Source organism: Haloarcula quadrata (genome assembly GCF_003634715.1).
Classification (GTDB): Archaea; Halobacteriota; Halobacteria; order Halobacteriales; family Haloarculaceae; genus Haloarcula; species Haloarcula marismortui.
Map to the genome: position 1 here is coordinate 313545 of NZ_RBWW01000001.1, position 19628 is coordinate 333172.

General features: G+C 64.5%; 23 protein-coding genes. 14 read left to right on the forward strand and 9 right to left on the reverse strand.

Annotation, left to right across the window (positions count from 1 at the left end; all coding sequences use genetic code 11):
- Window positions 1-17: 17 nt before the first annotated feature.
- Window positions 18-470 carry a PaaI family thioesterase gene (locus tag BDK61_RS01635; protein ID WP_004960489.1) on the forward strand — a complete coding sequence of 151 codons (453 nt, stop codon included), beginning with the start codon at window positions 18-20 and terminating at the stop codon, window positions 468-470.
- Here BDK61_RS01635 and BDK61_RS01640 read toward each other — a convergent pair.
- Window positions 467-2371 (reverse strand): cation:proton antiporter domain-containing protein, encoded by a 1905-nt coding sequence (locus BDK61_RS01640; RefSeq protein WP_121302121.1) that lies wholly within the window; start codon window positions 2369-2371, stop codon window positions 467-469. The genes BDK61_RS01635 and BDK61_RS01640 overlap by 4 nt on opposite strands.
- Window positions 2372-2482: 111 nt before the next feature.
- Entirely contained in the window at window positions 2483-3391 is a 909-nt protein-coding gene (locus BDK61_RS01645) for an MBL fold metallo-hydrolase (RefSeq protein ID WP_121302122.1), read from the reverse strand.
- Between the two features lie 107 nt (window positions 3392-3498).
- Between BDK61_RS01645 and BDK61_RS01650 the strand changes: the two genes are divergently transcribed.
- The 3 genes from BDK61_RS01650 to BDK61_RS01660 all read left to right on the forward strand — a co-directional run bounded on the left by BDK61_RS01650 (window position 3499) and on the right by BDK61_RS01660 (window position 6228).
- Entirely contained in the window at window positions 3499-3942 is a 444-nt protein-coding gene (locus BDK61_RS01650) for a universal stress protein (protein ID WP_121302123.1), read from the forward strand.
- Window positions 3943-4023: 81 nt separating this feature from the next.
- Window positions 4024-5406, forward strand: coding sequence for a serine--tRNA ligase (serS, locus tag BDK61_RS01655; protein ID WP_121302124.1), 1383 nt, complete (start codon window positions 4024-4026; stop codon window positions 5404-5406).
- A 111-nt stretch (window positions 5407-5517) separates the two neighbouring features.
- Window positions 5518-6228: a class I SAM-dependent DNA methyltransferase gene (locus BDK61_RS01660; protein WP_121302125.1), complete on the forward strand. Its 711-nt coding sequence runs from the start codon at window positions 5518-5520 to the stop codon at window positions 6226-6228.
- A gap of 26 nt (window positions 6229-6254) precedes the next feature.
- Here BDK61_RS01660 and BDK61_RS01665 read toward each other — a convergent pair whose 3' ends face one another.
- Together BDK61_RS01665 and BDK61_RS01670 are read right to left on the reverse strand one after the other, a co-directional pair.
- Window positions 6255-6635 carry a nuclear transport factor 2 family protein gene (locus BDK61_RS01665; protein WP_004960512.1) on the reverse strand — a complete coding sequence of 127 codons (381 nt, stop codon included), beginning with the start codon at window positions 6633-6635 and terminating at the stop codon, window positions 6255-6257.
- Entirely contained in the window at window positions 6632-8314 is a 1683-nt protein-coding gene (locus BDK61_RS01670) for a peroxiredoxin family protein (protein WP_121302126.1), read from the reverse strand. The genes BDK61_RS01665 and BDK61_RS01670 overlap by 4 nt, the downstream gene beginning before the upstream one ends.
- Window positions 8315-8401: 87 nt before the next feature.
- Here BDK61_RS01670 and BDK61_RS01675 point away from each other — a divergent pair, with 87 nt between their 5' ends.
- On the forward strand, window positions 8402-8917 hold the full coding sequence (locus BDK61_RS01675) for a DUF367 family protein (RefSeq protein ID WP_121302127.1): 516 nt from the start codon (window positions 8402-8404) through the stop codon (window positions 8915-8917).
- Window positions 8918-9086: 169 nt separating this feature from the next.
- Here BDK61_RS01675 and BDK61_RS01680 read toward each other — a convergent pair whose 3' ends face one another.
- Complete coding sequence (locus BDK61_RS01680; protein WP_121302128.1) at window positions 9087-10160, reverse strand: enolase-like domain-containing protein; 1074 nt, start codon at window positions 10158-10160, stop codon at window positions 9087-9089.
- Window positions 10161-10297: 137 nt separating this feature from the next.
- On the opposite strand from BDK61_RS01680, the gene BDK61_RS01685 reads away from it, so the two are divergent.
- A complete protein-coding gene (locus BDK61_RS01685) occupies window positions 10298-10447 on the forward strand; it encodes a 50S ribosomal protein L40e (RefSeq protein WP_004960523.1) in 150 nt (49 codons plus the stop codon).
- A 50-nt stretch (window positions 10448-10497) separates the two neighbouring features.
- Here the strand turns inward: BDK61_RS01685 and BDK61_RS01690 are convergent, their stop codons facing one another.
- Both BDK61_RS01690 and BDK61_RS01695 read right to left on the reverse strand, forming a co-directional pair.
- Window positions 10498-11403 (reverse strand): hypothetical protein, encoded by a 906-nt coding sequence (locus BDK61_RS01690; RefSeq protein WP_121302129.1) that lies wholly within the window; start codon window positions 11401-11403, stop codon window positions 10498-10500.
- A gap of 50 nt (window positions 11404-11453) precedes the next feature.
- Window positions 11454-12065: an MBL fold metallo-hydrolase gene (locus BDK61_RS01695; protein ID WP_121303882.1), complete on the reverse strand. Its 612-nt coding sequence runs from the start codon at window positions 12063-12065 to the stop codon at window positions 11454-11456.
- Between the two features lie 159 nt (window positions 12066-12224).
- Here BDK61_RS01695 and BDK61_RS01700 point away from each other — a divergent pair, with 159 nt between their 5' ends.
- From BDK61_RS01700 to BDK61_RS01715, 4 genes are all read left to right on the forward strand, one after another.
- Window positions 12225-12410, forward strand: a complete 186-nt coding sequence (locus tag BDK61_RS01700; protein ID WP_004515979.1) for a DUF5786 family protein — start codon at window positions 12225-12227, stop codon at window positions 12408-12410.
- The gene (locus BDK61_RS01705; protein ID WP_121302130.1) at window positions 12407-12958 is read left to right on the forward strand and encodes an endonuclease dU; all 552 of its coding nucleotides are present in this window, start codon (window positions 12407-12409) and stop codon (window positions 12956-12958) included. The genes BDK61_RS01700 and BDK61_RS01705 overlap by 4 nt, the downstream gene beginning before the upstream one ends.
- A gap of 226 nt (window positions 12959-13184) precedes the next feature.
- The gene (locus BDK61_RS01710) at window positions 13185-13628 is read left to right on the forward strand and encodes a RidA family protein (protein WP_004960539.1); all 444 of its coding nucleotides are present in this window, start codon (window positions 13185-13187) and stop codon (window positions 13626-13628) included.
- 76 nt (window positions 13629-13704) lie between these two features.
- Complete coding sequence (locus tag BDK61_RS01715; RefSeq protein ID WP_004960548.1) at window positions 13705-14292, forward strand: uracil-DNA glycosylase; 588 nt, start codon at window positions 13705-13707, stop codon at window positions 14290-14292.
- A gap of 25 nt (window positions 14293-14317) precedes the next feature.
- Here BDK61_RS01715 and BDK61_RS01720 read toward each other — a convergent pair whose 3' ends face one another.
- Window positions 14318-14683: a hypothetical protein gene (locus BDK61_RS01720; protein ID WP_004960550.1), complete on the reverse strand. Its 366-nt coding sequence runs from the start codon at window positions 14681-14683 to the stop codon at window positions 14318-14320.
- 170 nt (window positions 14684-14853) lie between these two features.
- On the opposite strand from BDK61_RS01720, the gene hisH reads away from it, so the two are divergent.
- Genes hisH through BDK61_RS01735 form a run of 3 tightly spaced genes read left to right on the forward strand, consistent with a single transcriptional unit; the run spans window position 14854 to window position 17152 of the window.
- Window positions 14854-15552 carry an imidazole glycerol phosphate synthase subunit HisH gene (hisH, locus tag BDK61_RS01725; protein WP_121302131.1) on the forward strand — a complete coding sequence of 233 codons (699 nt, stop codon included), beginning with the start codon at window positions 14854-14856 and terminating at the stop codon, window positions 15550-15552.
- A 23-nt stretch (window positions 15553-15575) separates the two neighbouring features.
- Window positions 15576-16421, forward strand: coding sequence for an SDR family oxidoreductase (locus BDK61_RS01730; protein ID WP_049919148.1), 846 nt, complete (start codon window positions 15576-15578; stop codon window positions 16419-16421).
- Window positions 16418-17152, forward strand: coding sequence for an acetoacetate decarboxylase family protein (locus tag BDK61_RS01735; protein WP_004960559.1), 735 nt, complete (start codon window positions 16418-16420; stop codon window positions 17150-17152). The genes BDK61_RS01730 and BDK61_RS01735 overlap by 4 nt, the downstream gene beginning before the upstream one ends.
- 191 nt (window positions 17153-17343) lie before the next feature.
- On the opposite strand, the gene BDK61_RS01740 is transcribed toward BDK61_RS01735, so the two are convergent.
- A complete protein-coding gene (locus BDK61_RS01740; protein WP_004960560.1) occupies window positions 17344-17691 on the reverse strand; it encodes a hypothetical protein in 348 nt (115 codons plus the stop codon).
- Window positions 17692-17831: 140 nt separating this feature from the next.
- Here BDK61_RS01740 and BDK61_RS01745 point away from each other — a divergent pair, with 140 nt between their 5' ends.
- Window positions 17832-19514: a histidine kinase N-terminal 7TM domain-containing protein gene (locus BDK61_RS01745; RefSeq protein ID WP_121302132.1), complete on the forward strand. Its 1683-nt coding sequence runs from the start codon at window positions 17832-17834 to the stop codon at window positions 19512-19514.
- Window positions 19515-19628: the final 114 nt, after the last annotated feature.

Here is a 19628-nt window from a genome sequence, read left to right on the forward strand (position 1 = left end):
ATTCCGTTGGGATAGCCATGAGTCTCAAATCGATGTTCAACGACATCCCGTTTGTCAAGCAGTTAGGGATGGAAATAACGGCCGTCGACGATGGCTATGCGGCGGGCGAACTCCCGCTAGAGGACGGCCACTCCTCGAACCCCGAATCGATAATCGCACATGGCGGCGTCACGTACTCGCTCGTCGACACCGTCGGCGGGGCGGCCGTCATCTCACAGTCCGGCACCGTCTCGCCAACGGTCGACATGCGGATCGATTACCTCGCACCAGCGACCGCCGATTTACGGACTGAGGCGGAGGTGATCCGAAACGGCGGGAGCGTCTCAGTCGTCGATGCAGAAGTGTACGACACCGATGGCCATCACATCGCGAGCGCTCGCGGGACGTACAAAACTGACGGCGACCGCGGTGAGTCGCCGTGGACAGCAGGCGTCGACGAATCAGACGGTGCCCATCTTACCGACGACTAGTCGCCGCTGACCATCTTCATCCCGTCGCGCACGGACTCTCGACGGCCCAGCAGGGTCACCATGTCGCCTTCCTCAAGGATATAGTCTGCTGTGGGTACTTCGGCATTTTCGTGGAGTTCCCCGCTGACGAGCGCGACCAGACAGGCGTCGGGCAGCATCGGCCCGACATCGCGGATCGGCTTCCCGATGAGTTCCTGGTTCTTGACCTCGACCTCCTGCACATCGCCGCTCCGACCGACATCGGTCATCCAGTGGGCGATAGCGGGGCGCTCGATCTGGTTGTCGATGGCCCAGGCCGTCGCCATCGCCGAGGAGATGGTGCGAACGCCGAGGTCCTCGAAGGCCTCAACATTGTCCGGATTGTTCGCGCGGGCGATGACCCGCTCGACGCCGAACTTCGAACTCGCTAGCTGTGACACCAGCAGGTTCGCGTCGTCGTCACCGGTCGCCGCGACGACGGTTTTGGCGTTTTCAGCCCCGGCCGACCGCAACGTGTCGGTGTCGGTGCCGTCGCCGATCTCGACGGCGTAGCCGTCGTTACGGGCTCGTTCGACGATCTCTTCCTCGTGCTCGATGATGACGACGTTTTCGCCCCGGTCTTCGAGGCGTGCGGCGAGCGCTCGGCCCACCTGTCCGCCGCCGACAATGATGACTCGCATTGGTATCACATCCAGTTTTTCCGCGATGTATCGCGCCAGCCCACCCTCAAACAGGGCGGTCGCAAAGATAACGAGAAAGACAGTGCCAAGCAGGATATCGGCCTGCGTCCCCAGCAGTTCAGCCTGTGCCCCGGTGACCTCCTCGGCCGCGGCGTTCAGTTCGACGGCAAACAGCGTGGCAACAGACGCCGGAATAATACCACGCGGCCCGACAAAGCTGACGAACAGCTTCTCGTTGGTGGTGAATCTGTCACCGACGGTCGAGACGAACACCAGCAACGGCCGGATGAACAAGGCGACGGCGAGGACGACGATGATGCCCGCTAGCCCGACATCAATGAGCGAGGCGGGTTCCAGTTGCGCCGCCAGTGCGATAAACACGAACGACAGCACCAGCAGCGTAATATCGCCTTTGAACTCCTCGATGTCCTCCTCGTACGGGTGGTCGACATTCCCGAGCGCCATCCCCGCCGTGGCGGCGGCGGCGACACCGGCCTCGGTCGCTATCGTGTTCGCGCCCGCGTAGGCGATGAGCGCCCCGGCGAGCACGAGCAGTCGGGAGTTCCGCGGTGCGTCACCGGGCGAGAGGTCGACGTACTGGAGGAGGTAGTACAACACACCGGCGACGATGAGGCCGACGAGCAGGCCCGTTCCCAACCGGAGTGCGAACGCCCGCAACAGTCCCTCGCTCGACGCCACTGGATTGACCGTCTCGAAGATGACGACGGCGATGATAGCCGCGGTCACGTCGTTGACAATCCCCTCCGTCTCCAGCGCGGCGGCAACGCGGTCTCGAACCGGAACGACATTGAGGATTGGCGTGATGACGGTCGGCCCGGTCGCGACCAGCAGCGCACCGATCAGGAACGCGAGGTTCCAGGAGACGGCCGCGGAGCTGAACGCGAACTTAACGGCGATAGCGGTGCCCACGAGTGCGATAGCCGCACCGACGGTAACGAGTCTGAACGTCGCGGCCGGAGCCTCGCGTAGCCGGTCGAATCGGAGGTGATAGGCCCCCTCGAAAACGATGATTGCGACCGCTAAGCCGACGATTGCCGACAGCGCTCCGCCGAAGGTGCCGTCACCGATGATGTTCAGTCCGGGCTGGCCGATGATGACACCGACCAGCAGGTAGAAGATGATACTGGGCACCCGCAGTCGTGCTGCGAGGACCTGTGCAAGAACGCCGAGCCCGATGATACCGGCGACAAGCGGAATTAGTAGCCCCGAACTACCAGCCACAGTTGGCCTCCATCTGTCCAGCCTAACGCATCGCCCTCGTATAAACGCATTCACTCACCGGCACACGGGGGCTCCATTGGGACCGCAGTGTCAGGCCTCTGTGACGTTTGGCTATTCGTCCCGGTTATCGAGCGCCACGAGGACGCCGCGGACGTTCAGGCGCATCTCGGCGCGGCCCTTTCGCTCGCCCCAGGTATCGGTGTCGGCCCGCTCGACGAAGTAATCGATGACCGCCTCGTCGTCGTCCAGTTCCTCGCGTTTTCGCTCGACCTCGGCGACCCATTCAGGTAGTATCTCGGTGTATGTTTCCAGCTTATCGCCGGTTTCGACGGCACCGAAGTGGCCGAACATGAGGATGTCCGGGTCGAGGTCCTGTATCATCGCCACGTCGTCGAGCGCCTGGTCGAGCGTGAAGTTGACCGGCGGGGTCGTGACGTGCATCTCGTCGGTCGACGGGTTGTAGATGCCGGCGGCGTCGGCGGTGAACACACCGTCGATGGCAGGGTCGTAGAAGACGACCTGATGTGGCGCATGGCCCGGCGCGTGCAGAGTTTCGAGGGAGTGGCCACCTAGATCGATCACGTCGCCGTCAGTTAGCGTCTCGATACGGTCTTCGGCGACCGGGATCGGCTTGCCGTAGAACTCGATCTGGTCACCGACGGCGTGTTTGGTCCCCTCCCAGAGCCGCTCGGGGTCGACGAGGTGGCGCTTGCCTGACTCGTGGACGTACACCGTCGCATTCGGGCAGTCCTCGGCGAGGTAGCCGGCTCCGCCGGCGTGGTCCAGATGGACGTGGGTCGCCGCGATGACTTCCAGATCCTCGGGCGCGATCCCGACCGACTCCATCGCCGAGAGGATGGTTTCGTGTCGCGCGCCGGTGCCGGTGTCGACCAGCGCCGGTCGCTCGGCGTCGATTATGTAGACGGGCCCGTACTCGGCGACGCCGTACATCCCGACGTCGACGTAGTGGACATCTATGCAGTCCCCGACCGTCACCTCGTGAACGTCACCGATTCCCATACACTCTCTCCGAACCGGCGGGGGCAAAACCGTTATGCTGTGGCTGTCGTGACAGTCAGGCAAAAGGAAGGGCAAAGCCATTTACCCGGAATCAGAAACACCACTGTATGTACGACGCCGTACTCGTTCCGACCGACGGCTCCGAGGGGTCCGCCACCGCGGCCGAACACGCCATCGACCTCGCACAGCGCCACGATGCGAGGCTGTACGCGCTGCACGTCCTCGAAACCGAGCAGGTAGTCGACCAGATTCCCGAGTTCGAGGACAGCAGCATCTTCGACCGCCTCGCCGACGCCGGGCAGCAGGCCGTCGATGACCTGCAGGCACAGGCCGAAGACGCCGGCATCGACACGGTGACAACGGCGGTCGAGCAGGGCGTTCCCCACGAGGAAGTCGTGGAGTACGTCGAACGCCAAGACATCGACGTCATCGTGATGGCGACGGAGGGGCGGACTGGGCCGTCCCGGGAACTCATCGGCAGCGTCACCGAGTCGGTCGTTCGGGCCTCGCCGGTGCCGGTGCTGGCCGTCAAGGTCGGCGGCGAGGCATAGGGCGACGGAGGGGTCGGCGGGCAGGGCCAGCCCCACCGCGGGACCGACACGACTAATTTCTGCCGTCGAGAACCGTCGGCCATGTTATCGAGACAGTTCGTCCGGGAGCACCCCGAGACGGTCCGTGACGCTATCGAGCGGAAGGGCGTCACGGGCGTCGACCTCGACGAAATCCTCGACATAGACGAGGAGTGGCGGGAACTGAAAGCCGAAGGCGACGGGCTCCGACAGGAACGCAACGAGGTGTCGAGCAAGATCGGCGAGCTCAAGCAGGACGGCAAGGACGAGGAGGCACAGGAGGCCATCGACCGCTCGCAGGAACTCAAAGACGAACTGCAGGATATCGAGGAGCGCGCCGACGAACTGGAGTCCCAGTTGGAAGAGGCGCTGCTAGAACTGCCGAACATTCCCCACGAGTCGGTCCCGACCGGCGAGGGCGAGGCCGATAACGTCGAGCGCTACCGCGAAGGGTTCGACGACCTCCGGGACCTGCCCGACGAAGTGGTGCCCCACTACGACCTCGGCGAGGATCTGGACCTGCTTGACTTCGAGCGCGGTGCGAAAGTGTCCGGCGGCGGCTACCAGTTCGTCAAGGGCGAGGGCGCGCGCTTAGAGCACGCACTCATCCAGTTCATGCTCGATGTCCACCGCGAACAGGAGTACGTCGACGTGCTCCCGCCGATTCCCGTCAACTCCGATTCGATGGAAGGGACCGGCCAGCTTCCGAAGTTCGACGAGGACGCCTACCGCGTCGGAGCCAGACAGGACGACGACTACGACAGCGATGACCTGTGGCTGCTCCCGACGGCGGAAGTGCCGGTCACCAACATGTACCGCGGCGAAATTTTACTTGATGACGACCTGCCGGTCAAACATCAGGCGTTCTCGCCGAACTTCCGCCGCGAGGCCGGCGAGCACGGGACCGAGACGCGGGGGTACGTCCGCGTCCACCAGTTCCACAAGGTGGAACTCGTCAACTTCGTCCGGCCCGAGAACAGCTACGACCGGCTTGAGAGCCTACTTGACGAGGCTGCCGAAGTGCTCGACCGCCTCGAACTGCCCTACCGCGTGCTCGACATGTGTACCGGCGACATGGGCTTTACACAGGCGAAAAAGTACGACATCGAGGTGTGGGCACCCGGCGACGACATGGAGGACGGTCCCGACCGCGGCGGCCGCTGGCTCGAAGTCTCCTCGGTGTCGAACTTCGAGGACTTCCAGGCGCGCCGCGCCGGCCTGCGCTACCGCCCCGAACGCCACGAATCCGCCGACTACCTCCATACGCTGAACGGCTCCGGACTCGCCGTCCCGCGTGTCCTCGTCGCCATCATGGAGTACTACCAGAACGACGACGGAACCATCACCGTGCCCGAGCCGCTCCGCCCGTACATGGGCGGCCAGGAAGTCATCGAGGGCTCCGAGAAAATCGGTGAGAGCGCCGTCGGAGCCGGCGAGAAAGAGTAGGCCACCGCGGTCCGTTGCGCTCGGCCGGTGTCCCGCTTTCCCGTATGCGGTGTGTTACACGAAACCATATTTCAATACAGTATTACATTCGTTCGCCGGCACCGCCGAAGTATGCTGGACGACGCTTTCGGGCAGATGGTACTGGACTTCCACCGCGGGGACCTCGCCGAACGGCCCCGCTATCGCCGCGACGACGACAATCTGACTGAAGCACATCTTTCGGGCTACTTCGAGCCGCCATCGGCGTGGCATCCCATCGAACAGAACCTGTTCTCGACGGTGACGGGCCGTGTCCTCGACGCCGGCTGTGGCGTCGGGCGACACACGCTTCCACTACAGGAGCGCGGCCACAGCGTGCTGGCCATCGACCGGAGTCCGGGAGCCGTCGCGGTTGCCCGCGAGCGCGGCGTCACGCGTCCCGTGGTCGGCGACCTCCGACGGCCGCCGGGCAACGGATTCGAGACGGTCGTTGCCCTTGGCAAACAACTCGGCCTCGGCAGTTCGCTGGCCGACCTCCGGACGACGCTCACCGAACTGGCGGCGGTGACACAGCCCGGTGGCCGACTCGTCGCCGACATGGACACGCTCGACCGGGCAGAGCCGGAGACTGACGCGGCCCACCGCACCCAGCCCGGTGTCGCTTACCGGACCTTCCGCGTCGAGTACGACGGGCTGGCCGGCCCGTGGACCGACCTGTTGCTGGTCACGCCGTCGGAGTTCCGCGACGCGGTCAGCGAAACGCCGTGGACCATGGACACGCTCGTCGGGACCGAGACCGACGGGTCGATGTACGGCGTTCAGCTGTCGCTGCCCGGACAGTAAAATAGCAACTCCGCGACGGGCAGGATTCAGCGCGTGTACGTCTCTATTCGCTCGATGTCGTCCCCAGCGAAGGTGAACACATCGACGAACCCGACGATGCACTCGCCTTCAGCATCGAGCAAGCGGCCGCGAGCAATGACTGCCGCCGTCGTCGCGTCGTCGCTGTCGGCCGGCTCAACCGCGCTGTCTTTCTGGCGACAGTAAAGGCCGTCGAGCGGATGCGTGGTGTCTGTCTGGGGTCGTTCCTCACGCATGAACTGTACGAACCGGTCCCGGCCTTCGATGGTCCGGTCGGGGCGGTCGTGGACGAACGACGGGGCGAGCAGCGAGGCCAACTGGTCGTAGTCGTCGCCGTCGATGGCGTCGTAGTAGGCCCGTGTCCGCTGACGGAGAGCAGGTCGCGTCACGGGCCTGGTTCGGGTTCGTCACCCGTGTCTCTATCGCTCTCCGCGTCGGATGTCTCGTCAGCCGCGTCCGGGACCGAATCGGCAGCTTGCTCGGGGTCGGTTGATTCTCCCGTGTCGCCGCCGTCACCGTCGGCCATCGGGTCGGCCAGATCCAGTTCGACTGCGTCGTCAGTCTCCGTCTCGGAGTCAGTGGCGGCGTCCGATGACGCGTCGGGGGTCGACTGCTCGCCGTCCGACGCGTCCTGTGTCGAGGTGTCGTCGTCCGCGCTGCCGACCGTGTCGGGAGGCTCTTCAACCATCGCGGTCGGGGCCTCGTCCAGCGGGTCCGTCGGCTCGTTCTCAGCTTCGCTGGCGGCCAGTTCGGCCTGAATCTCCTCGATATCAGCGTCGTCGACATCCGAAAGCTCACCCTCGCCGTCAGGCGTCGGTGCCGACTCCGGTGAGGCATCGTCAACCGACGAGGCATCGGGTTCCGCCGCTGTCGACTGGTCCGCGTGAGCGGTCGCGTCGTTGGTTGCGGTCGGCGGATTCGTTGACTGGGTAGCTGTCCCCGTCGTCGTCCCCTCGGCCGATTCTGCCGTCGGCTCGTCGGCTGTGTCTCGTATGTCGTCGGCCGCATCGGCGGCTTCAGATGACGGCGTCGACTCCGGCGACTCGGTAGCCGACGACGCCGTCTCCGTCAGCTCGTTGTCTGTCCGTTCGACTTCTGCGTCGATGTCTACGTCGAGCGAGGTATCCACAGCGGTCTCGTCCTGTGTGAGGAACGTCGGCCGGTCGTTGTCCGTCTCTTTTTTCAGTGTCTCCAGATCTGGCGGCCACGGACCGTCGGGGTCGGGTGGTTCCTCGTAGCCGCGGGCGGTTTCAAGCGGCCGCTCTGCGTCGTCCCGAAGTTGCTGGCCCTCTGCTCCGTTCCCGCTAGAGTAGGCGCTGGCGGCCTGTGTGAGCCAGTCGCTGGCCTGCCACAGCGAGTTCGCCTTCGTCTTTGTGTCCTCGTAGATCGGTTTCAGGGACTCGTCGTCGACGAACCGGACAGCGGTGTCGAAGTGGTCTTCGGCGTCGGCGAACTCCTCGCGTGCCTGCTGGAAGTCGCCCTGTGCGACCATCCACTCCGACTCCCGGAAGGCCCCCATCGCCGACGTGAACGCGCGCCGTCCCTCAGTGTAGTGGGCGTGGCCGACGCGGTAGCGGGCGAACGCGGTGTCGTCGCCACCGGTGTCGGCGATAGCGTCCTTGATTTCCCCGACACGAGGGAGTTGCTGGAGGTTGTCGGTACTCCAGGCGTACTGCACGTCGCCGTCGTGGTCGATGACGACGACAGCGCGCTCGATCAGTTGCTGGCCGATATCGTCGATAAAGTCGAGTCCGTACTCACGGGCGACATCGTGGTCAGTGTCGGACAGGAGCGGGACTTTCAGGCCGTAGCGGTCGGCGAAGGCCCGGTGGCTATACACCGAATCCGGGCTGATGCCCAGGATCGTCACGTCCTTCTGCATCGTAAAGAGGTCGAGTTCGTCCAGATCACAGGACGTGTCGTCACAGGCCGGATTGAAATCCGCCGGATAGAACGCAAGGATGACCACGTCCTCGCCAAGATAGTCGGATAGTTCGACTCGCTGGCAGTCGCCATCGACGAGCGCCGGCAGTTCGAACAGTGGTGCCGCCGTCCCCTCTGAAAGCACACGTTGTACAACCAATTCCGGCTATAACAGTGTTTGCACAGTGTCACTGAACGAGTCGCTTTTATTCGCCAGCGTAGTAGCGCTGGTGTGGAACTGCACGTCCGGTACGAGGGTGACGACGACCCCGATAAATGTAGCGCACGGAAACTGGCCCGGATGGACGAGGCCGAACTCCACCGCGCGACGCGGTCGACGCCGCCCGGCATCGTGCTCAACCCCTTCGCCGAGCAGGCGCTGTCTCCGGCGGACCGACCGACCGCCGGCGACGGCGCTCGCCACAGCCGTCTGGTTGCACTCGACTGTTCCTGGGAGACCGCCGAACGGGAGGCGTTCGGCCTCGAAGGGGTGCACCGCTCGCTCCCCTTCCTCGTCGCCGGCAACCCGGTCAACTACGGCACGGCCTTTCAGCTCAATACCGTCGAAGCCTTCGCGGGTGCGCTCGCCATTCTCGGGGAGCACGACCACGCCGAGCGGATTCTCTCGACGTTCTCCTGGGGCCACACGTTTCTGGAACTGAACGAGGAACCACTGGAACGGTACGCGAACTGCGAGGATTCGAGCGACGTCATCGACGTACAGGACGACTATCTCGCCGAGGAGTAGTCATCGGGGCGTTGCTGGCTTTTCGAGGAGCGGCGCATCACAGTGTGGACAGGCCCGCCGTGCGTGTGCCTCCAGTACATCTTCGATGCGTTCTCCGCAGGCTTGACACCGCATGACAATAGTTAGCTCTCCAACAATAATGTAGCTTCGGCTTCATATTTAAGGCCGCTTACGAGAAGCTGGTGCCGATACCGGCTGGCGCGTCGGGAGGGGTGAGCGGACTCGTCGGCAGGTCCGCGTCGGGGTCGGGGTCGTTATACCCGCCGGGCGCAACGTCGTTTGGCCCATCAGGATAGCACAGCGACGCTAGCGCCTGGATATGGTCGCGGCCGACACCGAGTTCGAACTGCCCGCCGCCGTACAGGTCGATACCGTGTGCCTCGCAGTAGTTGATAGTCGCAAGCACGGACTCGACGGTCCCGCAACGGGATGGTTTCATATTGAGCCACGCCGGTTCGAAGGGCAGCGACTCGATGCTTTCAACGCCGGTGATAGGTACGTCCCAGGTGACACGGGCCTCCTGACCGTCGAAGATGGGTCGGGTCGTCTCGGTCAGGTCGGGGTCCTCAACCAGCGCGTCCGGGAGGCCGTCGACGACACGACGGTAGAACTCCGGGTCGGCCGCGACATCGACATCTGTCCCCTCGTACAGCCCTTTCAGGTCCAGCACGCGAACGTCGTAGTCCGCCAGCTGGTCGACAAGGGCGTCACTCCAAGACGGCGTCGGGTCGAGTTTGAACGACAGGTCGCCGTAGCGCTCACACAGCATCGCCAATCTGTCAGCCGTCGGTGGCGTATCGTCGGCCGCGTTCGAGAGTCGCGTCGAGACGACGAAGTTCACTGGGTCGTACTGTCGGCCGAGTGCTGCCCCGAGGTCCGTGTCATCCTGCTGCAGCGCCAGGTCAAGCGCCGCGCTCTCGAACCCCCAGCGGCGGTAGTGACGGAACCGCTCCTCGTCGGGGGGCTCGGGCCACAAATCGGTCGCTTCCAGCGTCGCCGAAAACGAATCAACGGTGTACTCGCCGGCCAGCGGGGAGTCCTCGCCCGGCAACGCATCGCTGTCCTGTAGCGCGTCGTGGGCTTCGGCTGTGTACGTCACGTCCTCGCCGCTGCCGGTCTCACCCTCACCGGAAAGGTGGATGACCGTCGTCACTCGGTCGAATCCGCTGGAGGTCGCCCGTTCTCGACGCTCGAACGAACAGCTCTCGATGGTGACCGGTAGGTCTGCGACCTGATCGTACATACTCCGGCTTCGTCGCTCGGGCATCTAAAGCCGGCGACGACTGGGAGGTGTCTCCCTGTCTTTCACCGTCGTTCCACGCTGAATCGGTCCCGGACCGAAACTCAAAGCTTAAACGCGCGCACCGGGAATGACCGCGCATGGCTAGCTTCGAGACAGCGTCCGACCGACTCCTCAACAAGCAGATCTGCATGCGGTGTAACGCTCGGAACCCACAGCGCGCCCAGCAGTGCCGGAAATGTGGCTACGGCAACCTGCGTCCGAAGGCGAAAGAAACCCGCAGCGCCTGATTTTCGGGTCAGTTGCCACCGACATCCGGTGGCAGTTCGTCACCACTCGGCTACTGCCCAGTGAGTTCTTCATCCGCTGACTGCCGGTTGAGCGTCGCCATGCGAACCGACGCGTGTGAGACGAGAAGCTCCAGCAGCTTCTGGTCTTCTTCACCGACAGTCGTCTCGTCCGTCGTAACCGAGATGACGACTGTCGTCTCGTCTTCATCGTCCAGAACCACTGCCGACACGCAATCGGTGACTGACTCGGGGATGTCGACGGGGAACGGCCGGTCGTGAACGATGACCGCTCCCTGTTCCTGTGCCCGGACGGCCTGCGCGAACTCGGCGACGACGTCGACTGGGACGGTCCGAACCGTGTTCGCGAGCGCCACCGCATCGCCGTCCCTGAGCTGGATGACGGCTGTCTCCTCCATGCCGGTCATCGTGCCGAAGGCCTCAACAACGAAGGCAGCGACGCCGTCGACGCTGGGGGCGCTGGCGATGGCGCGCCCGTAGTTGTTCACGTCGGCCGCCTTCCCGGCGAAAGCCTCGACGCGGTCGCGCTCGGCCGCCAGTTCGCGGAGCCGACTGCGGCTCCGGGCGTCGTACAGGCCGACCAGAACGCCCGCCAGCGCGCCGACAGTAACGAGGTCAACCGTCAGGTACGACGCTCGGGCGAGTGAGCCAGAGGTCACGCGCTGACTGAACAACAGGAGCGCCGCCACGGCGGCGAACGTCACAGTTCCGCCGGCGGCCCACGCGGCCACTCGGGACGTGGCCCCCTCAAATGCCGTGTCGCGGGCGAGCCAGACGCCCGCGTACGTCACCGCGAGGCCCATCGCCACAAAGGGGAGCGCATCGACCGCGACCGCCACCGGAATCCGGGTCTGCTGGACCGCGTGAAATACCTGCATCGCGGCCAGTACGACGCCGGAGACTGCCAGAGCCGCCCCCGTCAGAAGTCGCTGGTTCATAGCGTCGAATATCGGCCCTATCACTAGAGCGTTGTGCCGGTTTCGAGTGGTCAGTCGTCGGGATACTTCGGCTCGCGGCGCTCGGCCCGTTCGAGGGCGCGCTCGACGACCTCGCGGACATCGCCGTGGAAGACGCCGCCGTGACCCGAGTACATGTGTTCGACGCCTGCCGGCATTCGGTCGAGAATACGCTCGATGCTCTCGATGAGGCGCTCACGGGACTGGCCGGGGCGGTCCGTGCGGCCGAAGGAGCCGTCGTCGAACGCGCCGTCGTCGTGGACGACCACGTCGCCGGAGAACAGGGCTGACTGGGAGACGAGCGAGACGTGGTCATCGGCGTGGCCCGGCGTGTACACGACCTCACACTCTTCATCGCCGACGGTGAGCGTGTCGCCGTCAGCGAGTGCGTGGTCCCGACGGGGATGGGAGCCGTAGGCGTACAGCGGCGCGTCGAAGGCGTCGAGGACGGTATCAAGTCGCTGGACGTGGTCGCCGTGCTGGTGGGTTAACACGACGGCATCGAGCGCGTCGACGTGCTCCCGAATGACGTCGACGACGCCGCGCATCGCGCCGGCATCGACCAGCGTCGTCTGCTCGCCAGTCGCGAGATAGGCGTTGCAGGTGAACGTCTCGGCTTCGGCGGTGACGTTGTGAACGTCCATACACGAAGCCTGTGGCGCGGCCCGCTTGAGTGTACTGTCCCGGCCGCCGGTCGCCACAGCAGTTCCGAGAGTGAGACCGAAGAACATCGTATTAACGCGCTAACACGCTGGAGTCGGCGAGTGATTTTTTACTGTGAACGTCATAGTTGTACACGTACCATGGGGTTCGGGAGCTACGACGAATCGGAACAAGACAATCAGGAGTACGACACAGACTTCGAGGACGAGGACGGCCTCGATGCTGAAGAAAACGCCCACGAGGGCGACATCGAGTACGAGTTCACCGCGTCGAACGACGAACTACTCGACAGACTGGAAGACATCAAAGACAACCAGAACACGTGAAAGCAGGGGCACGGGCCCTCGGCGTCGCGGAGTCGTACCGGGCGGAAACCAGTCAGTTTGCTGGCGCTGTCGTCCGCGCCAGTAGAGTGGCCGACGGCTTTGTTTTCAGTACTGCCACGGTCGGCGGGAGCGACGCCACTGAGACAGTGTGTGCGATGGTCGACCGACTGGACCGCGAGGACATCCGCTACCTGCTGGTGGCGGGTCTCGCGCCGGCGTGGTTCAACGTCCTCGACCTCCGCCGGATTCACGACCACACCGACCTGCCAGTCGTCTCAGTCACCTTCGAATCCTCGCCGGGGCTCGAGGGGGCCATTCGTGAGGCGTTCGACGATCCCGATGTCGTACAGGACCGGCTGGCGACCTACCGTGCCCAGCCGGAGCGCCGACCGGTGTCGGTGAACGACGAGACAGTGTACGTTCGGAGCGTCGGTATCGACGACAGCGCCACCTCAGATGTCGTCCGGGCGTTCACGCCGGAAGGCGGCCGTCCGGAACCGCTCCGGGTGGCCCGACTGGCAGCGCGGGGACTGGCCGAGATGGAGTGAGTCGGACAGCGGTAGCGGCCGACCGGCGACGCTGTGACACTGGTCGTCAAGACAGTGGAACAGGCCAGAGTTATTGCTGTCAGGAGCCACAGCGAAAAGTTGTCTATTGCTAAGTCATATCTGCGGCCCGAAAGCATCCTGCTAGCTAGTACTGCCTCATCATTGTCTACAGTTAGTAATAGCTAAAGATATCCTGATTAGCTGGCACTGTGTTTGTACGAATACAATGGCAGAGAGCAAGACACAGGCGAGGAATGCTGTAGACCCCGCAGAAACGAACGAGCAGACGAATATCAACAGTAGCGTGACCCGGTCCGAGGGCGACCAGCCGACAGAACACAGCGTGTACGGCAAGCGCCAGCAGGACAGCCAGCTCATATTCTTCGACGGGCAAGTTCCGGACGCGGACACGGCTCGCAACGGCGATGTGCAGGAACAGACTCTGGCCGCACTCGACCAGATTCGAGCGATGGCTGCCGAATCCGGTCTCGAACCGCGTGACCTGCTGCGGACGACGGTGTACCTCACGGAGATGGACCAGCTACCAGCGGTCAAGCAAGCGTACGCGGCGTTTTTCGACGGACAGCGACCGTCACGAAGCGTCGTCGGCGTTGCAAGCCTGCCAAACGACGCGGCGGTGCAGATCGAAGCAACCGGTGTAAAGCGGTAGTCACGGCCAGCGTCCGCGGTCGGGTGCCTGCCGGCGGACCGCTGCGTTTGAGAGCCTTCGGTGCAAACGACGCTGCATGGAGCAGATGGACGGCCTCGATGTCGTCGGCTGTGAGCGCTGTGATGACCTCTGTGGCTCGCGCTCGCGCATCGTCAACGGCGTCGGCCCCGCGGACGCGGACCTGCTGTTCGTCGGGGAAGCCCCCGGCGCGAACGAGGACGAACAGGGCGAGCCGTTCGTCGGCCGGAGCGGCGACGTGCTCGACGCTGGGTTACGCGATGCCGGCCTCGACCGCGGCGACGTGCGCATCACGAACTGCGTCCGCTGTCGCCCGCCGGACAACCGCGACCCCCGAAACGGTGAACTCGCGAACTGCCGCGACTATCTGGAGACGGAAATCGACCGTGTTGACCCCGAAGTCGTCGTGACGCTCGGGAAAGTGCCGGCCGAGCACCTGCTAGAGCGTGATGTCGCCGTCACCGGCGAAGCGGGCGACGTGTTCGACGTGGCTATCGCCGGCCAGCCACGGCGCGTTCTCGTCTCCGTTCACCCGGCGGCGACGCTGTACGACCCGAGCCAGAAAGAGACGTTCGAGGCGGCGCTGACGACTGCCGCGGAGTTTACCGACGCCCAGAGCGGCCAGTCACGACTCGGCGAGTTTTAAAAGTCGGATAGTACGCTCGGAACCGCTAGTTCGCTGCGATGTCCATCGCTTCTGCTCTGGTATCAACCAGCGAAATGTCAACACCCGGAATCTCGCCGACCTGACTCTTGAGCGCCATTTTCTTGATCCCCTCGGAGACGATGACCCAGTCCGTGATACCGAACTCCTTGCCCGCTTCCGCGGCCTCCTGTGCTCGCGAGAACACGTCGTCGTTCAGTGACGCCTCCATCTGGAGATTTGAGATGTGCGTATCGACCGCCGGCTGTGAGGCGAGTTCTTCGAATCGTTCGTTGACTTTCGCAAACGTCTCATCCGTCATCTCCATCTCTTCGGGAAATTCAGCGATGAGAACGTTACCGTCGACGTACAGGACTTCTGTAAGGTCAATCATCAGCGGCTGTATGCGGTAGGTGGATAAAACTGGGCCGGCCTATTCTCAGCTTTGATACTCTTTCAGGACCGGACGTGTGAGCGGGGTCGAGACCGCCCGCTTGACAGTGGCGGTGCTGAAGGCTTGTTCGAACAGGAACTCACTTACCCCCCGTTCGCCTACGAGAAGGTATGAGTGTCAGACAGACGACTGCGGACGTGGTCGTCGTCGATTACGGACTGGGGAACCTCCGGAGCGTCACGCGCGGGCTCGAACGCGCCGGCGCGAACGTTTCGCTCTCGGAGGACCCCGCAGAGTTCGACGCGGCTGACGGCATCGTCCTGCCCGGCGTCGGAGCCTTCTCCGAAGGGATGGACAACGCTGGGCCGTTCCGCGAGGCGCTGGTCGAACAGGCCGAGGCCGGGAAGCCCCTGTTCGGAATCTGTCTCGGGATGCAGATGCTCCTGACGACGAGTGAGGAGGCCGACCACGAAGGACAGGGCGACGCCGAGGGGCTGGACCTCATTCCGGGGAAGAACGTCCGGTTCAGCCGCGACCAGACCGTGCCACACATGGGCTGGAACGAACTTGACGTGACGCGGGACCATCCCCTCGTCAAGGGCGTCGACAGCGTGGGGTCGAAGACCCCACGGGCAGATGGAACCGGTGGTTCCGTCGACGGCGAACACGCCTACTTCGTCCACTCCTACTACGCCGTTCCTGACGACGAGAGCGCGACGGTGGCGACGACGGACTACGGGACAGACTTCGCATCGATTGTTGCCAACGACGCCGGCAACGTCTTCGGGACGCAGTTCCACCCGGAGAAGTCGGGCGAAACCGGGCTTCACATCCTCCGGAACTACGTCGACTACTGTCTCGACCACTGAGTTCTGGACTTGGGTTCGTTTGTATGTCTACAGGAGCTTCTGTCGTGCTGCTCACCGGCGCAGCGTCGGGTATCGGAGCGGCGACGGCGCGGGCGTTCGCCGACGACGGCTGGACCGTCTACGCGACGGATGTTCGGACCGAGTTTCCAGCGGATATCCGCGAGCGCTGTCGCTGTCTCGAACTCGACGTAACTGACAGCGAGCAGGTCGAGGCTGTCGTTGACCACATCATCGAGGAAGCGGGACGACTCGGCTGTCTGGTGAACAACGCCGGGTACGGGGTCGCCGGCCCAGTCGAGGATGTTTCCAGCGACGACGTTCGCGAGCAGTTCGACGTGCTGGTCCACGGCCCACACCGACTCGCACAGGCAGTGCTGCCCGAGATGCGCGAACACGGCGGGCGCATCATCACCGTCTCAAGCGTCCTGGGCCACACCGCGTCGCCCGGACTCGGCGCGTATTCAGCCGGGAAAGCCGCCGTTGAATCGCTTTCTGACGCAGTTCGGATAGAGGTGGCCGGCGCGGACGACATCCATATCTCGCTCGTTGAACCGGCGTGGGTCGAGACGGGGTTCGCCGATGGCGCGCTGGAGAGCCTGCGTGATGCGGACCGGACGCCGACCTACGACCGGACGTACGACGCGCTGGAGGACGGCTGGGTCCTCACCGGTGGACCGCTGGCGACAACGCCAGAAGCCGTCGCGGCGACGGTACTCGCCGCAGCGACCGACGACCCGCCGAAGGCCCGCTATCCTGTCGGGGCCTTCGCCACGTTCGTCCGATGGACCCACTGGCTCCCGGCGCGACTGCAGGACCCGATACACCGTGGGTTCGGTCGAGCGAGCGCGCTTCTGGGGCGGTGGCGATGATACACCTGTCCGACGGCGACCGGGTTCGGCTCTCGACCGGCCACGAAGTGACGCTGCCGCTGGTCACCGAGGCGACGGTTGCCGGCGCGGTGCTCCCGGCGCGATACGACGTTGCCGAGTCGCTGCTGCCCGATGGACTGACACCGGTTCGAGTAACGGCCCGGCAGGCCGCAGTCGTGCTCCTCTGTGTCGAGTATCACCGTATCGGCGACGACGCGATGGCCCCCTACGACGAGTTCGCGGTGCTGATTGGCGCAACGGCGGACGAGTGGCAGCCACCACTGGTGCCACTGCTGACCCGCGATATCGGTGGCTACGTCTGGTCGCTCCCGGTGACAACTGAACCCGCTCGCGCCCTCGGCGACGAAATCTGGGGCTATCCGAAGACAGTCGCCGACATCAGCCACCACGACGACGCGACCCGCCGCGAGACGACGGTCGTCGAGGACGGCGACCGCGTGGCGACGGTCAGCATCGACTGGCCCCGGACCGGGGAACACCGAGAGCAGATAGAGAGCTACGCGGTTCGGGAGGGACGACTGGAACGGACGCCGGTCGAGTTCCAGGGGAAACTAGGGGCTGCGCCGCTGAGCAGCCGCATCGACGTGGACCCGGGCGACCACGAGCGAGCCGACACGCTCCGCGCGCTCAACCTCGGCTCCCGGTCCGTCCTTCGATTCTCACTGGAAGGACGGATTGCGTACGGGGCTGGGCGGTCAGTGGAGCGGTAGCGGGGGCAGTAGCAGGAGCGGAGCAGTGCGGTAGCAGTAGCAGAGCGGTGAGGAAGCCGTACCGCATAGCATACCGCGCGCCGACGGCGCGCGGTTTCACGCGAATCGCTCCGCGATTCGCGCGTTTTTCGCCCACGTTTTTGCCGCGAGAGGTGAGCGCTATGCGCTCACCCGAGCGGGAAAAAGGTGGTCTAGAGGAACTCCCGGACCTCAGAGTACCACATGTCGTGCTCGTCAACGGCGTCGATAGCCTCGGCGATGCGGACCGCGATAGCGTGCCAGCAAAGCTGGTCGGGGTCGTCAGCGTCGAGGTTGTACTCGCTGTCGGCACAGGTGCAGCCGCCGTCCTCGACGATGTACTCGTCGTCATGGCCGACAACGACGGTGAAATCGCGGTACTGCTTGACGCGGCCCTCGCCGACGGCCTCGATAGCTTGATGACCGCGGTCATCGTGGACGGCGACGATAGCCGACACTGCATCGGGGGTCAGCTCACCGGCGGCTTCGAGGTCGGCCACCCACTCCTCGACATCAGTCACATCCGTGCTACGGAAAGGGGTGACAAAACGGCGTCGGCTTCAGCAGCCAGATTCCAGCTGGCTCGCAACCGGCGGCGAGAAGTTATCAATGCTTGTACTGTGCCCAGAAACATAAACACGGAGTACAGATTTATTCCGGCATGAACCTCGACCTCCCGTGGCTGGCGCTGGGCTCGTTTGCCTCGGGATTCGGGTCGCTGTATCTGCTGGCCCAGCTCCAGGCACACTGGGACAAGCCCGGCGCGCGGTGGTTCGTCGCGACCATCGTCACACAGACGGTCTGGTGTTTCAGCTACGGCGCGGCACTGCTGGTGTTCGACCCGACACTGCGCCTCGCTCTGGAGATGGTATCCTGGCTGGGCATCATCTGGATTGGCTTCTGTTTTCTCTCGTTCGCGCTGGGATACACGGGCCGGACAAACGTCCTCGAAAGCGGCTGGTACCGTGGCGTGGCGGTGCTGCCGCTCGTCGAAACGGCGCTCGTCGTCACAAACCCACTCCATACTGTGGTCTGGCAGGGGTTCCGGGTCGTACCGGCTGCCGGCAGCGCGGGGGCCGACTACGCCGTCTTGCCGGTGGGACTGCTCACAATCATCGTCGCGATGCTGTTCGTCAGCTTCGGGACCCTGCTGGTGTTCGATACGGTCGTCAGCTACGGCCCGCTGTACCGGCGCGAGGCGCTGGCGGTCGGCTTGAGTCCGATACCGCCCGGGGCCGCGGTGTTGCTGTGGGCCGGCGGTATCGGGCCGGTTCCGGCAGTGAATCTGACGCCGCTCCTGTTTCTGCCCCACGTCGCGCTGGACCTGTACGCGTTCGTTCACAGCGATATGTTCGAGTTCCACCCGGCGACCCGGCGGGCCGGCGAGCGGGCAGCAATCCACGACATCGCCACGCCGGTCGCCATCGTCGACGAGCGAGGGCGCGTCGTGAATCTCAACCCCGCCGCCGAACAGATGCTCGCCGTCGACAAGCACGAGGCACTGACGGAGCCGCTGAACGGTTTTCTGGGCGGCGATGACATCGCAACCGACGGGGGGAGTTCGCGGGTGTCCATCGAGGCCGATGGTCGGCACCGCGAGTACAAGGTCCAACAGACGGCGCTCCGGGACGAGACGGGCACGCAACTGGGATACACCGTCGTCTTTCAGGACATCACCGACGAGATCCGGCGTGAACGCCGCCTCGAAGTGCTCAATCGCTTTCTCAGACACAACGTCCGCAACGAGAGCGTCGTCATCCAGGCTCGGTCGGAGTTGCTAGCGACGGAACTCGACGGCGACCACGCGGACTATGCGGCGACCATCGAGCAGTCTGTCGGTCGTCTGGTCGACTCCGGCCAGAAGGCCCGCACCCTCGCCGAAGCGGGTGCCGGGGATGCGACCCCCGAACCCGTCGTGCTGGCCGACCTCGCCGCCGAAGTCATCGACGCCGCCCGCGAGGAATACGGTGGCTCGGTCACGGTCGATATACCGGAAACACTCCAACTGACGACCCAGCCCGCCCTGCTGGAAATCCTGCTTACCAATCTCGTCGAGAACGCTCTCCAGCACGTTCCGGACGCCGTCGTCACCGTCGGTGCGAAGGTCGAGGGCGACGATGTCGTGCTGACCGTCAGCGACGACGGCCCCGGGGTGCCGGACCACGAACTCGGCGTGCTGGAGCGGGGCCGCGAGACGGACCTGAACCACGGCAGCGGCATCGGCCTCTGGCTCGTCCGCTGGACCGCGACGACGCTGGAGGGCGACCTCGATTTCGACACGAGCGACGGGACGACGGTAACCGTTCGACTGCCCCGAGAGCGGACGGCCGCCGAAGCAAGATGAGTGTGGTAATCACGGGGACAGTCTGCCGGCCGTGCTGAGTGCGACTGCACAGCCGGCATGCACAGTGCGATTACACTGCCAGCACGGGTGGGACTGGAAGGGGCGAGGCGCTGG